This window comes from Peribacillus sp. TH27 (genome assembly GCF_016650915.1).
In the GTDB taxonomy this organism is placed as follows: domain Bacteria; phylum Bacillota; class Bacilli; order Bacillales; family DSM-1321; genus Peribacillus; species Peribacillus butanolivorans.
This window is the reverse complement of sequence record NZ_JAEKEV010000003.1, coordinates 23161-39103: the sequence shown is the minus strand read 5'-3', so window position 1 is coordinate 39103 and position 15943 is coordinate 23161. Positions and strand designations below refer to the sequence as shown.

12 protein-coding genes and 2 pseudogenes are annotated in these 15943 nt (G+C 41.0%); 4 read left to right on the top strand and 10 right to left on the bottom strand.

The genetic code is table 11. The features are described from left to right. Positions 1-616 precede the first annotated feature (616 nt). The 6 genes from JFU24_RS29130 to JFU24_RS29105 all read right to left on the bottom strand — a co-directional run bounded on the left by JFU24_RS29130 (position 617) and on the right by JFU24_RS29105 (position 4018). Positions 617-1363, bottom strand: coding sequence for an ABC transporter permease (locus tag JFU24_RS29130; RefSeq protein ID WP_201251010.1), 747 nt, complete (start codon positions 1361-1363; stop codon positions 617-619). After that, positions 1364-2125 carry an ABC transporter ATP-binding protein gene (locus JFU24_RS29125; RefSeq protein WP_057219648.1) on the bottom strand — a complete coding sequence of 254 codons (762 nt, stop codon included), beginning with the start codon at positions 2123-2125 and terminating at the stop codon, positions 1364-1366. 158 nt (positions 2126-2283) lie between these two features. Next, a complete protein-coding gene (locus JFU24_RS29120) occupies positions 2284-2637 on the bottom strand; it encodes a DUF1048 domain-containing protein (protein WP_057219647.1) in 354 nt (117 codons plus the stop codon). 159 nt (positions 2638-2796) lie between these two features. Then, entirely contained in the window at positions 2797-3150 is a 354-nt protein-coding gene (locus JFU24_RS29115; RefSeq protein WP_201225752.1) for a DUF1048 domain-containing protein, read from the bottom strand. 70 nt (positions 3151-3220) lie between these two features. Beyond that, the gene (locus JFU24_RS29110; protein WP_098174449.1) at positions 3221-3541 is read right to left on the bottom strand and encodes a PadR family transcriptional regulator; all 321 of its coding nucleotides are present in this window, start codon (positions 3539-3541) and stop codon (positions 3221-3223) included. 327 nt (positions 3542-3868) lie between these two features. Further along, on the bottom strand, positions 3869-4018 hold the full coding sequence (locus JFU24_RS29105; protein WP_201251009.1) for a hypothetical protein: 150 nt from the start codon (positions 4016-4018) through the stop codon (positions 3869-3871). A gap of 151 nt (positions 4019-4169) precedes the next feature. On the opposite strand from JFU24_RS29105, the pseudogene JFU24_RS29100 reads away from it, so the two are divergent. The 3 genes and pseudogenes from JFU24_RS29100 to JFU24_RS30505 all read left to right on the top strand — a co-directional run. After that, positions 4170-4412: pseudogene (locus JFU24_RS29100) on the top strand (Tn3 family transposase); the annotation flags it as partial. Between the two features lie 1572 nt (positions 4413-5984). After that, positions 5985-6683: pseudogene (locus JFU24_RS30510) on the top strand (Gly-Xaa-Xaa repeat protein); the annotation flags it as partial. Between the two features lie 66 nt (positions 6684-6749). Then, a complete protein-coding gene (locus JFU24_RS30505; protein ID WP_242485529.1) occupies positions 6750-7217 on the top strand; it encodes a hypothetical protein in 468 nt (155 codons plus the stop codon). Positions 7218-7703: 486 nt separating this feature from the next. Here the strand turns inward: JFU24_RS30505 and JFU24_RS29090 are convergent, their stop codons facing one another. From JFU24_RS29090 to JFU24_RS29075, 4 genes are all read right to left on the bottom strand, one after another. Continuing rightward, complete coding sequence (locus JFU24_RS29090; protein ID WP_201184409.1) at positions 7704-8624, bottom strand: patatin-like phospholipase family protein; 921 nt, start codon at positions 8622-8624, stop codon at positions 7704-7706. Positions 8625-9434: 810 nt separating this feature from the next. Continuing rightward, positions 9435-10277, bottom strand: a complete 843-nt coding sequence (locus tag JFU24_RS29085; RefSeq protein ID WP_342214763.1) for a metallophosphoesterase — start codon at positions 10275-10277, stop codon at positions 9435-9437. Positions 10278-10748: 471 nt separating this feature from the next. Continuing rightward, positions 10749-10931 carry a lysozyme family protein gene (locus JFU24_RS29080; RefSeq protein WP_446728250.1) on the bottom strand — a complete coding sequence of 61 codons (183 nt, stop codon included), beginning with the start codon at positions 10929-10931 and terminating at the stop codon, positions 10749-10751. Positions 10932-11076: 145 nt separating this feature from the next. Further along, the gene (locus tag JFU24_RS29075) at positions 11077-12660 is read right to left on the bottom strand and encodes a primase C-terminal domain-containing protein (protein ID WP_201251006.1); all 1584 of its coding nucleotides are present in this window, start codon (positions 12658-12660) and stop codon (positions 11077-11079) included. Positions 12661-13620: 960 nt separating this feature from the next. Between JFU24_RS29075 and JFU24_RS29070 the strand changes: the two genes are divergently transcribed. Beyond that, positions 13621-15438 carry a hypothetical protein gene (locus JFU24_RS29070; protein WP_201184421.1) on the top strand — a complete coding sequence of 606 codons (1818 nt, stop codon included), beginning with the start codon at positions 13621-13623 and terminating at the stop codon, positions 15436-15438. The last annotated feature ends 505 nt before the right edge of the window (positions 15439-15943 follow it).

Sequence of the window (15943 nt, the reverse complement as noted above, 5' to 3'; positions counted from 1 at the left end):
TTGTTACCATTTGGATGATTATTTAAGCTGTTAACGATAACTTGTTGAATCGTTTGTCTTTGATTCGTTGGCGTTACTGCTACGTTCTCTGCTACATTCTTCCCTTGTAATTCTTGGCCATTAATTGAGCGAACATTTTGTTGGCCAACGCTTTCATAGTCAAGGCTGCCTTTTTTATATCCGACAAGGCCAATCCATAAATTTGGTCGAGGTTTCGCCGAGCGAACCAGGGGTATTCGCTGATGCTGACTTAAGAATTAAAATTAGGGTAAATGTGTTGCAATAAATGAAGAAGTAGAAAGAAGAACTGTGAAGAGGATTCCAAACCATTTAAACGTCTTTTGCTCTTAAACGCAGGAGGTAGAGTAGAATCTATGTTGGAACATTTGGATTTGCCGGGCATAAATATCCTAATAGGGGTACCGCCAGCAAAACGCGGATTTACAACGCTAAGCAAATTACAGCATAGAAAAAAATCGATTCCTTTTATGTTTAGGAACCGATTTTTTAATTTGGCTTATTAAGCTAACGCCCCCGTTGGTTTTAGTGAAAAATTTTACAATTTTCCCTCTCTGTAGCTGTACCTCTGCTAATTTTATATTTTCCGTCATATTCTTCATACCCGCTTTTTATACGCCCTCATTGCAAAGATATAAGCCACTATCATAATCCCAAAGCACCAGGCAAGAGCAATCCATATATCATTACCCACTGGCTGATTTGACAACAACGCACGAATGGATTCCACTATCGAGGTTACAGGTTGATTTTCGGCAAAGGCGCGAACTACCGAAGGCATCGACTCGGTTGGTACAAACGCTGAGCTTATAAACGGCAGGAAAATCAGCGGGTACGAGTAGGCTGTCGCCCCTTCCATAGACCCCGCTGTCAATCCGGGAATGATCGCCAGCCATGTCAGCGCCAGCGTAAACAGCCCGAGTATCCCAGCTACCGCGAGCCAATCCAGGATATCAGCGCTGGAACGGAAGCCCATCAAGAGCGCGACGAGGATAACCACCACGACAGTAAGCGCATTGGAAACAAGCGAGGTCAACACGTGAGCCCACAATACCGACGAGCGCTTGATGGGCATGGTAATGAAACGCGCCATCAGCCCGCTCTTTACATCCGTAAACAGCCGCACGGAAGTGTAAGCGACGCCGGATGCGATAGCCATCAGCAAGATTCCCGGCAATAAATAATTGACGTAGTTGTCCGTGCCTGTCTCTATGGCGCCGCCAAATACGTAGACAAACAGCAGCAGCATCATAATCGGCGTAATCGCCACCGTGATAATCGTATCCGGGCTGCGCATGATGTTGCGCATTAAACGCCCTAGTAATACCCCTGTTTTGCTTTTCATTTACATCTCCTCCTTTTTGCCGATGATCGCGAGGAAAATTTCCTCCAATGTCGGCTGCTTCTCGATGTACTCCACTTTCGCTGGCGGGAACATCTCCTTGAGTTCGGTAAGGGTACCGGTCGTGATGATTTTTCCGCCGTGCAAGATGGCGATACGGTCCGCCAGTTGTTCGGCTTCCTCCAGGTACTGGGTCGTCAGCAAGATGGTCGTGCCGCCGCCGGCAAGCTCCTTGACGGTATCCCAGACTTCAATCCGTGCTTCGGGGTCAAGCCCTGTCGTCGGTTCGTCGAGAAAAATGACTGCTGGCGTCCCGATCAGGCTCATGGCGATGTCAAGCCGGCGCTTCATCCCGCCGGAATATTTGTCCGCCCGGCGGTTGGCCGCATCGGTCAGGCTGAATCTTGCAAGCAGATTGTCGGCGACTTGAGCGGGATTGGAAACTCCCCGCAACTTGGCGATCATCATCAGGTTTTCCCGCCCTGTGAGCATGCCGTCTAAAGCTGCGAACTGCCCTGTCAGGCTGATGCTCTGGCGAACATGATCCGGTTGACGCTGGACGTCAAAGCCGCAAATACCTACTTCGCCGCCATCGGCCTTCATCAGAGTCGAGAGGATGTTGACCGTCGTCGTCTTGCCCGCTCCATTTGAGCCCAGCAGTGCGAAAATTTCGCCACGCCGCACCTCAAAATCCACCCCCTTTAAGACTTCATTGTCTTTAAAGGATTTTTTTAACCCTTTTACAGAAATCGCTGCATTGCTCATACTTTTTTCCTCCTTATAAAAAGCGCCTTGCGGAGCTAGATTGCCTATACTCTTCTATATAGTCTGACTGATAATCTGTATAACTTATTACCGGGTTGAAAATATAACTGAATAGCGAAGGTGGCAATTCACATTTGTAACCAGCTATTCAGTCGGTATTATCTATTGAATTTATTTTTTCCCAATCGCTTCATGATACTCTGATTCAAATCTTCACGATACTTGGCGACATAGGTTTTAGCGTTTGCCACTAGTTCGTCGGCAAAGGACGCCACGTCGTCCCCAGTGATTTCCAGCACTTGTCTGCCTTCCGCCGCACCGGCTTCGAATAACTCGATTAATTCATACTGAATGTGCAGCATATCCATCCCGCTGCCCGCTGAGAAATTCCACATGTAGTTTTGAATTTTCTTAAATACAAACTGGTAGTCCTCTGGCAGGGCTTCAACCCGTGCCATCATCATCTTGTATTCTTTTTTATCACCAATCATTTTTTTGAACATTTCCATCATGTTATTTTTCCTCCTTATAAAAAGCGCCTTGCGGAGCTAGATTGCCTATACTCTTCTATATAGTCTGACTGATAATCTGTATAACTTATTACCGGGTTGAAAATATGACTGAATAGCGAAGGTGGCAATTCACATTTGTAACCAGCTATTCAGTCGGTATTATCTATTGAATTTATTTTTTCCCAATCGCTTCATGATACTCTGATTCAAATCTTCACGATACTTGGCGGCATAGGTTTTAGCGTTTGCCACTAGTTCGTCGGCAAAGGACGCCACGTCGTCCCCAGTGATTTCCAGCACTTGTCTGCCTTCCGCCGCACCCGCTTCGAACAACTCGATTAATTCATACTGAATGTGCAGCATATCCATCCCGCTGCCCGCTGAGAAATTCCACATGTAGTTTTGAATTTTCTTAAATACAAACTGGTAGTCCTCTGGCAGGGCTTCAACCCGTGCCATCATCATCTTGTATTCTTTTTTATCACCAATCATTTTTTTGAACATTTCCATCATGTTATTTTCCTCCTTTTTTATAAAGCTGAACAAAACACTCCAAAAATATCGTACGGAATATCTTATGAAGCTAGATTGACTTCAAGACGTTGATTTTTGATGATAGAAAATCCCATTTTTCCCAAAATAATTCAAGTTCCTGGCGGCCAGCCTCATTAAGTGAGTAAAACTTGCGGGGCGGCCCCATATCTGACGGTTTCTTTTTCATGGTTACCAGTTTTTTCTTTTCTAATCGCACGAGGATGGTGTAGACCGTCCCTTCCACGACTTCAGTAAACCCAAGCTCGTTCAGGCGTCGGGTAATCTCGTAGCCGTAGGTTTCATGGCGGCTGATGATTTCCAGCACGCAGCCTTCCAGAGAACCCTTCAGCATTTCAGTTAAATTTTCCATGTTCAGAGCCTCCTCTATTTTGTCTGACTTATATTCAGTATAACTTAGTACTAAGGGAAATTTTTACTGAATAGCTTTTTGGAAATCATGCTATTCAGTATTGCTTATTACATGTACACTGTAACACCGAGTAGCGGAGGTGTCAACTATTTTTCTTAAAAATATTTTTGCAACCTCGCTATTCAGTGGTGTCGGTATCCAGTGTGACCTACTACAGGTATATCATAACACGTAGTAGGTCACACTGGATTTTCTAAATATTTTTAAAACCAGCTATCCCCATTGGATACAGCCGATTTTCTTTATGGAGCTAGCTTTTACTTCCTCCTATGCTTCTTTCAAAATGATTACACCGCGGATCATTGGATCATTCCCATCCAGCAGCTGTACATGTAGGTTCCCGGTTTCTCCTGTTTGAATCTTTTGGAGCACCACACCTTCAAGAACTCCCTTAAGCATTTCCGTTAGATGTTTCATATATCCTCCTTACAAACTACTTATTATTACTTAGTACTACTATATAGTATTACGAAGTAGAAGAAATGTGTCAAGTAATTTTATTCATATCATTTATTTGGGCAGATTTACACTTGCTAAGTCTAAGCATTTAAGGCAGTTTTTATGAATAATAAAAAACCGATTTCTCAAATCAAGTGCTTTAAATATCTTGATTAATGCAATTAGTGTATGGAATACAATTTATTTAGGCAAACCTACCGAATTACTTCAAAGTAAAGGAATGTTACGGGAGGATTTATTAAAGCAAATATCTCCATTAGGATGGGAACATATCAACTTCCTTGGAGAGTATCGCTTCGATCCAAAAGGAGTTACCAACTTAGAATCATTGCGGTCTTTAAATCAAGAATAGTTCTAAAGCCGATTACATCCTTAACGTGGTGAAAATCGGCTATTTTTGTATCCAGATCCCATTAACGTTGTAAGTTCGCGTTTTGCTGACGGTCCCCAAGTAAAACCTTCTATATTTTAAGTAGGTGGTTTACCGTTTGTTACTATCATTCCATTTATGTGTTAAATAATTAGAAGAAATAAAATCTGGGAAAATAAAAAAGACTTGAAAATCAAGTCTTTTTTATTTTGAGAGATGTTCTTCTACTTTAAGATTATTTTCCCCTGCACATCTGCCCTATGTAAACCCACTTGATAAAATTAGATGCCCCAGGTCATCAACTAAAAGAATTTAATTCCACCCATTAAACACTAGGCTTTGCCTAGTTCCACAACATAGTTGGGGGCAGTTTTTCCTTATGCTCTTTCTAACTACATACCTCAGTTTTTATCGATTTAGCCAGGATAAACTAAAGGTGTAATTTGCCGAGGGATTGGTCCGTTTTATTACACCTTTGCTTTAGGAGATCAACCAACATCATTTGGTTCGCAAAACGTAGTTTTTAAACAATGTATATAATTGCGCCCTGTTTATTTACCAGGGATAAACTATCGCTGATTTTGGAACGGTGGATATGTCGATCTATTAATAGATTTCCATAATGCCAATATAAAGAAGTGTGACAGAAGGATGGGAATGCTGAAGGATCTGTTGCAGCATCTCCATCCTTCGTAGGCCTTGTAAAACCAATAGTCAAACGTTTTTTGTAAAGTATGGTTGCCGGCATGTTCCACGCCAGTGAACTCTGCGGCCTTATTTAGCTGCCCATAGGCCTGAGTAGATAGAATGGGGTATTCTCCCTTCCTGAACGGACGGGAATAAATAGGGACTCTGGACGTTTTTAGCATAATCATAGACTTCCTAGAACAATGGCGCTAGTCACCTACATAATAGTTATTCGTCAAATTTAATCAACTTAACCAATTTAATCCAATCAACTTTAATTGTAGTTCCATATTATGTAATTAATGGAAAGGTGGTGAGGAATTGAGTAAGGATAAAAAATGCTCAAAATGTGGACACGGTAAATGCAAGTGCGATCAAAAAAAATGTAAGGATTGTGGACATAGTCAATGTATATGCGGCCATAAAAAATGTAAGGATTGCGGACATAGTCAATGTAAATGCGCCCATAAAAAATGTAGGGATTGCGGACATAGTCAATGCAGATGCTCATCTAAACAAGAACAAAGGGTAGAGCAAAACGTTAAAGTGAATGTAAACGTACCTACTAATGGCAATCAAGGTAATCAAGGACCTCAAGGAACTCAAGGGCCTCAAGGAACCCAAGGAACTCAAGGAACTCAAGGGCCTCAAGGAACCCAAGGAACTCAAGGAACTCAAGGAACTCAAGGAACCCAAGGAACCCAAGGAACCCAAGGAGCCCAAGGAACCCAAGGAACCCAAGGAACCCAAGGAACTCAAGGACCTCAAGGAACCCAAGGAACTCAAGGGACTCAAGGGACTCAAGGGACTCAAGGGACTCAAGGAACTCAAGGAACTCAAGGAACCCAAGGAACCCAAGGAACTCAAGGGACTCAAGGACCTCAAGGAACCCAAGGAACCCAAGGAACTCAAGGGACTCAAGGGACTCAAGGGACTCAAGGACCTCAAGGACCCTCTGGAGGACCACAAGGTGTTCAAGGACCTCAAGGCGCTACTGGTGCTCAAGGCGAACAAGGACCTCAAGGATTCCAGGGGCCACAAGGTGCTACTGGTGCTCAAGGCGAACAAGGGCCGCAGGGATTCCAAGGACCACAAGGTGCTACTGGTGCTCAAGGCGAACAAGGGCCGCAAGGATTCCAGGGGCCACAAGGTGCTACTGGTGCTCAAGGCGAACAAGGACCTCAAGGATTCCAGGGGCCACAAGGTGCTACTGGTGCTCAAGGCGAACAAGGACCTCAAGGATTCCAGGGGCCACAAGGTGCTACTGGTGCTCAAGGTGAACAAGGACCTCAAGGATTCCAAGGACCACAAGGTGATACTGGTGCTCAAGGTGAACAAGGACCTCAAGGGTTCCAAGGACCACAAGGTGCTACTGGTGCTCAAGGCGAACAAGGACCTCAAGGATTCCAGGGGCCACAAGGTGCTACTGGTGCTCAAGGCGAACAAGGACCTCAAGGTGCTACTGGTGCTCAAGGCAATCAAGGACCTCAAGGATTCCAGGGGCCACAAGGTGCTACTGGTGCTCAAGGCAATCAGGGACCTCAAGGATCTGGAGGATCTGGAGGATTAATTCCATTTTCAACGGGTATTATCCTCAGTGGTGCTACAGTAGTATCAGCTGCTCCAATTTTAATGGGCTTCGGTAATCACACGGTTGAAGTTATTGACGGTTCTGGACAATCAACTATGCCACCAGAAGCAGGTGGTTTTGCTTTCCCAATTCCCTTTGCGGGAACCGTTCAAAATTTACAAATAAGCGCAGATTTATTGGTTGCTTCAGTGGTTTCTATAAATACTCTAGGTCTTCAATATGATTTTACAGTTTTCGTCGCACCTTCAGTTCCTAATAATGGGATTGATCATCTTTCTTCACCTTACGTGACAACTCCGCTGACTAGCTCGCTTAGATTTGGATTTCCTAATAATATTATTACTGCCGGTACTTTCCGTACAGCAACCAATATAAATCTCGGATCATTAACAGTCGCAGCGGGTGATCGTATTGGTATTCGTGTAAGGACGCTTGCATCGACTGATCCCTCAGCAGCTGATATTACACAGCTCTCGTTTAGCGCCAGTCTATCTTACACTCCTTCATAAAAAGACTCGAGCATTGTATTTGGCTATTTGTTTCATGGGTAGGCGAACGATTCAGGAAATGAATCGCCACATCTAAAAATATTTCCAATTTAGGAATTAACCTGTCATTTATATGACAGGTTTTTATTTAATGATCAAAAAGACTATGGAGTCTATAGATATATCAAAGAAGGGAACTGAGGTTACTTGGACTGAAAAAGATCTCATTTTACAAGATCACCAAAGAATATGAAAGTGATGATGATACTGAGATTGTGGATGCTATATTCGAGGTGTTGGGACTGATGAAAAAACGAGATGTAAACATACTGGCCAATTTACAACGTTTTCGATGCAGAAGGGGGCTCTATATTTTTCAAAGCCTATAATTATCGCTCTACAAGAATGCTAACCTGCCTCGGCACAATAAAAAAATGAGCCGTTGTAACAGCTCAGCTTGTACCACACTTGCTCAGTTTTTAAGCCATAGCGTTTTCTTTTCTCTATCTATTCTTTCCTATTTGTTATTCGTTTGATCTTATATTGTTCAAAATCCCAATTTGCCAAAAATTCTTTTGCAGAGTTATAGCCTGATTTATAGAGAAAGTCAATTTCATCTTCATTCAGTTCAAAATCAGTCGCATTGATGTGGCCAGTTGGAATTTGAATCGTGCGTTCAATCGTTTCTTCGTTCATATATCTTAAATCATGGGCTTGAAGCATCGTTTTAAATATATTTTTGAAAAGATGGATCGGCGTTGGTATAACCGCATCTATGTTAACTTCATCTTTAACAAAATGGAATCCGAACGTTGGAAAACGAGGTTGCTCTGTTGTATCAAATATCCATATTGGGAAGTTACTAAGTAAGCCACCATCTAAAATGTAGGATTTGTTACGGTCTTTTGATCTCCAAATAACCGGACGGAAGAAAAATGGCAAGGATGCACTCATCATAACGGCTGTCGAAACTTTTAAATCAGCAGGAGTCATACTATAGCGATCTAAATCATCTGGCAAAATTAGCATTTGGCCATTCGAAACATCAGAAGCAATAATCTTCAACTTTCCATCTGGAAGATCCGCAAATGTCTTAATACCTTTTTTCGAAAGAAGTGAATCCATCCACGTTTCCAAATAATCGTTTTTGTAAATTCCAAGATGAACCATAAGCTCTAAAAAGGTACCGAAAATAGGTATCCGATTTAAAATCGTTTTCCCTCGAAGCTTTGAAAAATCAATTTCACTTAATCGGTCTCTAATTTCATAGCTTTTATAACCGCTCGCTAAAAGAGCAGCTATTACAGCTCCCGCAGATGTTCCAGCCAGTCTTTCCCATTCTACGTTTTCCTCTTCCATAGCTTGAATCGCTCCAACAAAAGCAATTCCCCTGGCTCCACCACCTTCAAAAACAGCATCAGCCCTCATATTTTCCACCTCTCGATAAGAGTTATTAATTAATAACCTGCTATATTAATAAAATAACAATTATGACTATACGTTTTTGAAAACACTACCACAGCTAAACAAAAAGCAGTTACTATAATCAACAGAATACCACTGAAGTGTTTTCCTTAGAGGCAAACTTTAAACCTACTCTTTTAAAAAAAACGAACGCCTCTATAATGATTATTTAACAGATGTCAATGATATAAAAAGTGCCAGTGTCCCTATCTTTTTATATGCATTAATATAGTAAAAGGTTCTCTAGTCAACTGCATGAATTTTGTTTGAGATATAACATCTTCATCCAAATCATCAGGTATCTTATAGCTGAATACAGCCCCCTTTCGGTAGTAATAGATTTTGGAACCTTGCATAACCAGCCTTTCTTTTTAGCTCTATTAAACTTAGTTGTTGATTGTAATCAAAAAAAAGAGACCAAAAATCGACGGTCTTTGTTTGTAAAGCTTGTTAAAAAAACTATTATTACATTTAAAATTTAGGGCATAAAAACTGTTCTTCTTTTATTCCAGTATCATAGTTTCGAAGAATAAACTGTTTCTAGCAAATATATTGTTTTAATATCAACATACATATTAAAACTTATATTCCACATTATTAAACCTCTTGTAAAATATATGAAAAACACTACAATGACTAGAAAAAAATCAACATTCTGCGTAACAGTGCTAGAAAATAAAATACTTTGAAATTGTTAGGACAAACAAACCAAAGAGGCAAACGGATTTCCGCTCGCCCCTTTGGTTGTTTTATTCTGGTAAACGATGCTATCTATTAATGTTCGTCATTTTCATTTTGTTGCTCTTGATCGTGTTCATGGATGCTATTCACCTTGATTGTGCGGTCCGGCTCCCGGCCAAAACCATCAATCTCTAAGCGATCCTTGAAAGCTTGGATTACAGAGTACGCATTGGTATCGGATGTATCCAGCATTCCTTGGAAATTCACATATTTGATTCCGTTTTTCTCGCCATAATTGCCTGCATGATTATGCCCGTTGAAATAAGCCACTACATTGCCCGCAGACTCCAGTTCCCGCATGATTTCAGCGTCATTCCATGCATTGTGCTCGTTGGCAGGATATACCGGATGATGCCCAATCACCACAACTTTTTCATTCTTTTTAGCCGATTTTTTAAGAACGTTATATAGCCATGTCATTTGTTCGGAGCCTACTCCGCCATTCCAGGTCTGAGCATTTTTCGCTCCGGACGCATGTAGTTGATTATACATCTTTTCGGCTTGTTGATATTTCGCAGAACCCGGTTCATTTGCATACAGGCTCAGGTCATTGGTGTCTAACACGACAAAACGCCAGCCTTGTTCAAAAAAGTCATAATATTGATTCTTCATGCCTAAAATGTCAACCACTTGGTCTGTTGGTACTGCGAAATCATGGTTGCCAAGCACATTATATTTGGGACCTTCATTTTTGTTAAAATAAGGAAGAGTGGTATTAAAACTGTCCACATTCCTGTCGATCATATCGCCCATTTGTACCGTGAACTTAAGATCATGCTGATTGAGTTCATCTGTTGCTTCCTGCAGTTTGCTTATCGAATTCCGGTAATAGCGTACACCCGCTGCATCACAATCACAATATTGGATATCGGTAATAAGCCCAAATTCAAAGGAAGGCTTTTTGTCTTTATATTTGTTCCTTTCTGCAAATACAAATGTTGATGCAAATAGAGATAATCCTAATGTGAAGATTCACTTTCCATTTTTCAACTAACTTTTTTCATCATAATCTATTAAAGTTAAGAAATTGATAGATTTACCCAATCTTTAGGAATTGTTAAAATCTCAATAGTGGATATACAAAGCCTACAACCGGGAAAGCTGCGAATGTACACCGATCATTCGCAATAAAACAAAGCCAGATATGTAGGATCGACAAGATATTGTTTCATCATGTTATGTGCTTCTTCTACATCAAAAAATTGCTAACCGTCTCCCACGACAACCACTCTGCCAATTCCACCATTGTAATAGTGCATAACATAGTTCACATAATTCGTAACCTATCCACCCTTCCCTAACAACCACATATTTAAGTGGCTACCTCGTTAGAATATCTCCCACACTCTAATTGTAGCTTTGAAAAGCAAGGTTAATAACATTTTGTTTCATCACTTCCGCAAAATGTTTCACACCAATTTGAATGGAATATTCAAGGTCTCTAATAGTTCCGGACAGACGCCCGATTGATTCGGATGATTGCATGACGTCTAACTGCCGTCCATTCCTGTTGAAGGTATTGTCCTTTATAAGATGCGGTTTGGCATCATTTTAAACCGCAAATAATAAAGACAATCAGTAGCCCACCATGTACGTATATGAATCTATATTATGTTTGACAATAGTAAAAGAGACGAATTAAGCATGCATTCTTATATAACCAAAGAAGAGGATACTATAGATATGTAATGGCAGACTGGCTTATTAATTTTAGCTGTCTTTTCCCAGGAGGAGAAGCCCCTGACCTATATAGAATATCCACCTCATAAGTAAGGAATTCTGTTTGTAAGGAAGGGAAAATCAGCCTTTGTGGAAATCCATTAGGTTTAGGCAATAGCTCAGAAAATGTCAATTGCGCATATTTAATCCGTTCCTGTCGCTTCTGCAACAAACTCCTGAACATCATCGATCGGCTCGCTAATTGGGTGTATGCGCCCCTCCCCTGACCGACTGAATGCTTGATTACCTTAGTCGAGCGCTTCAAAACTTCTTTTAGCGTTGATACCGCCATCCCGAAGGTTTTGGCAAGCATAGGTAAAGACCCCTCTAAAAACGGCGTTACAGGGCTCGTATGAACCGTCAAATAGGCAAGGATGTCCTCTTCCCTTTCATCATAATGGGAACGGACACGCTCTTCGCGTGGTTTTTTGAATTTATACCAGCCTTCTTTACCTTGGAATTGAACGCGACCGTCTGTCCATAGTTCCAACAATCCATCTACATAGGCGCGTTTTACGCCCTTATATTTACCGGAATATGCGCTCCTCAACGTGCGCTCGAACTCACTTTTCTTCAAAGGATGGTCCAATTGGCTATTAAACTGGTCCAGTTCATCATAGGCTTCTTCCAAAGGGCGGCCACTCGAATAATTGGCAAGGGCAAGCGTCATCAGGGCATTATTACGGCTGGCGCTTTGATATCCTTTTTGGATGCCTGTCGAAAGGATTAGTGCACGATACCAATCTGAAGATGTTTGGTCAAATGCTGAATCGTTTTTATCGTAAACCACCCGAAGGAAGCTCCTTTTTTCCTGTTCTTCGAATTGCTTGGACCAGGCAAGAAGTTCTCTAGTGTTTGCTGGCTCGTCAAAGAAATCCAGGACATTATCTTCCCTTGGGATTCGATAAAAGCCGAAAGGCACACAGTTCTTGTCCACCGGTACATACTTGGAAACGGCTTTACGAATATTGTCGGACAATCGTTCTGCAACTCTCAGAGACTTGTAATCTTGATTTTTATGTATATAAAATGGCGTTTCTAAAATGTAAAAGACCTGGAAACCTCTCGGTGTTTCCAGTAATAGGTTTGGACGAGGCAGCCCCAGCTCCTCACAGCCCAAATAAAGCGCGTACAAATCTACTTCCTTCGTATCGATATCAAAGCCCATGACATTGATCTGCTTCAGATTTTCACGGGTGTGACCTTTGATCAGTCGTCTCTTGAAGTCATAGTATGCACCACCGCGATAGGTATTGGGTGTCCAGTGAGTCAATTTTTGATGTTTCTCCTGAAGCGTTTCATATGAGGTGACAACATAGCCTTTTCCTTCTGTGAGGTCGGCTTTCGATGGAGAGACAAAGACAGCGCCATTCTTGTGTAGATTACTACCTTCCCTTGCCTCATAGGCTGCCAGTCTATCAGAGAGGGCCGTAGAGCCCTTTTTCTTATATAAAAAAAGACTGTTATGTGTCATGAACTGCATGATTTCAACGATTGAAACAACATGGCCTGTTTTATTCCCAATTTCCCTTATCCCCATCTATGTCACCTTCTCCCTTTTGAAGTTATGTAGTTTAATTAGTGGTGCAAAAAACGATCCATGTCGCTGGCTATTTACGACCGTGACCCCAATTCAATCGCTGAAATGATCACAGTTGTCGTACATCTTTTTGCTCCTATCAGTATAGCGAAATCGAATTTTGTAAAATGGTGCTCTCTAAGGGAAATGCACCAAAAAAAAAAGCCCCTTGAAGCTTAGAGCCCCAAGGGGTAAAAAAAAATCACTTTTTTTTTTCTATGCAAGTTCCGCTCAAGTATTGCACCGAAATGAGTCGAAATGTTCCATTTTTGATTAAAGTACGGAATAGAGAAAAACAATGAAAACCTTGTAATGGCAGGGGTTTGAGTTATTTCTCTTCTGATAAATGCTACACAGGTTCCGCTCATCTATATAAGAAGGTGGTGCATATCAGATAGACAGGTTCCGCTCAAATTGCAATTTCACAGGAGGGTTCCTATGAATAATGTCTGTACAAAAATGATTGAAAGCTAGATATACCAATGGGTTGATCTAGTATACAGGTTCCGCTCAACTTTCCATTCATGTGTTACAAATGGTGCATTTAAGATTGGTTTATATAGGCAGGTTCCGCTCAAAATCAAAAAAACGGTGCGTTTGGTGCACATCGTTCCATACACCTTTCATTCAATTTGTTACGCAGATGATTTTACGGATATATAGCACGAGATGAATTGGTGCATTCACTCTACATATATTTATTGAACATACCAGTATGATTGCTCTATTTTGAACTGTATTGGTGCTTTTTCTAAAAAAACTGCGGTCTCTGTGTACTAATTGGTGCATTTTGATTACGATAAACCATAAATCCTTGCTATAATAGCAAAAGAGTGGTGCATTATTGCATGAATCTAATAGAATGCACCACGTTTACTAGTTTTATAGAATGCCTTGCATGTACTAGAAAGGATGTTATCGATGAAGTATGAAAACATACCTGATTCTCTGATTTTAAACTATGAACTTTTAAAAATATCAATATACGAAGAAAATAAGACCTTATTTGATGACCGGCGTTATATTCTGGAGAAATGGAAACAGGAAGCCTACCATATGACTGAGGAAGAAGTGAGGAAACAGGCTCCTGGCTATACAATGGGATTGAGTTTTCGCGCCCTCTACTCCTTGTTCACCCAGACGTTATACTTTGAACAACCTATCAGCAAAAACATGATAAAAAAAGCTGTGAACACCTATAAAGACACAATAAAGGTCATTTTAGCCGGACACTTTATCAATGAATTTCCAACGGATGAAATTAAGCGTAGCGTAAACGAAGAAAAAATTGATGAAGCCCTACACCGGGATTACATTTATTCCAGCATGGATATGGATTTTCATTTAATGAGGGACATCGTAACGAAGAAAAAGGACTTCAAAGAAGGGGAGACTGGTCTTTTGGCAACCGAGATAATCGACAACAGAGGAAAGTTCAGAGGGTTGGCTGAACTCCGTCCCCATGAATTACAAACAACCGAGATCACCTCCGATCAACAGGAAATGTGGCTAGAGCTGATTGAATCCACCATCAATTCCTTAGATGAAATGACAGCCGACCTCTTTGATTTAATTACATACTTATGGATGGTGACACCCAAGAGCCCGGACGGATATATCGAATTTCATAGTAATGATGCCCTCCGCCTTCGAAATTTAAAGAAACGGTCTGCACATGGTAGAGAAATTGATTTTCGTGAAGAGGATCGCTTCAATATCATGAAACGGGTGGCTGCCCTTTCAAGCATATGGGTATCTCTTGGTGATGAACAGGTAAAAGTAGTCCAGACACAAGATATCCAGGACAATGAACTGTATGAATTCAAGGACTTTCAAAGGATGTTCGAGATTGGAAAGATGCGAGTTGCCTATGATAAAAAGACGGGGCAGCCAAAAGGGATTTATGCGGTGCAAGTGAAACCCTCCCCTATCTTGACCCCCTACCTGGATGGACCAAACCAATCACTTGGAGTATTGGATCTGAAAGTATTCCAATACAGCCACTTTACTCAAAGGGAACATAAACGATTAACCCGATACTTGAACCTCCAGTGGAAAATCAGGACCCTTAAACGGACTCTGCAGCAGCCCTTTAAAGTGTCCACACTATTGAAAGTGATGGATTTCTCACCCAGGTATAACGGGGTACAAATCAGGGATAAATTCGAAAACGTCTTGGATCAATTGAAGGCGGACAGCGTGATTGAGAGCTGGACCTATAGCGAAGAGATTGACGAAGAACGGGTTGGAAAAAAAGGATGGGTGAACAATTACTGGTCAAAGGTCAATGTTATCATTTTACCGACAGAGATGGTCGTAAGAGAAAATCAAAAAAAACTGATGATCAACTCCAACCGGCTTGTCAATGAAGAAATCCTTGAAAGAATGAACCTTATCGATCAAGAAAACCCTTATTCTCTTTCCCAGAACTTAGAATTAGCTCAAGTTGAATCAGCTGTTTCCAATGATTCAGGATTTATCTTGGATATGCCTTCAGCGACACCTTCTATAGACATCCAACAGTCATTCAATTTTGGAATGGACATGGAAATCAGCTTGTCTCCGGAAACGATGATAGAGACTATGGATTCTCTGAACATGAGCATTAGGAAAACGGCAGAGGAAATTGGCATTGCCCATACTACCCTCTCACGGTATCTCAGGAGAGAAAACAAACGCCAGAATAATAAAAATGACGAAAAGATGCTCGAATGGCTAAAAGAGAAAAAAAAAATATAGTATGATTTTTACACATTGAACAAGTTTGACAAATTCAGATGAAAAAAAGGCCACTGAAAATGTGGCCTTCTTAAATCAACAGCACAAAAAAATGAGCTTTACTACTTTGAAGTAACTCCCCTTTCATAAATAATTATAGAACCGTTGGTAAAACGATGGTCCGTTGACGAAAAGAACACCACGGATTATTGTTCTTTTAATAATCATTAAATCTGCTCTATTAGAAGATTGTTAAATTAAACTCTCCCTCATTTCCTGTTTCAATTATACTGTCCCATTTGTCGAGCAAAATCTAACTCAACAAGACATGGACTATTATTTATCCCTAATAGCCAAAAAATATCAGTTCCTTAAACCCTCTTCGTTTTTGAGCAGCATACGTCTTCTTTATTAGAATTAATTAAATGATAAGTGTATGCAATTTGCATGCACCCTTGACTTTTGTATGCAAATTGCATACAATTGCAAGGAATGTAGAATAAAAATCCAAAAATACCAAGGAGGA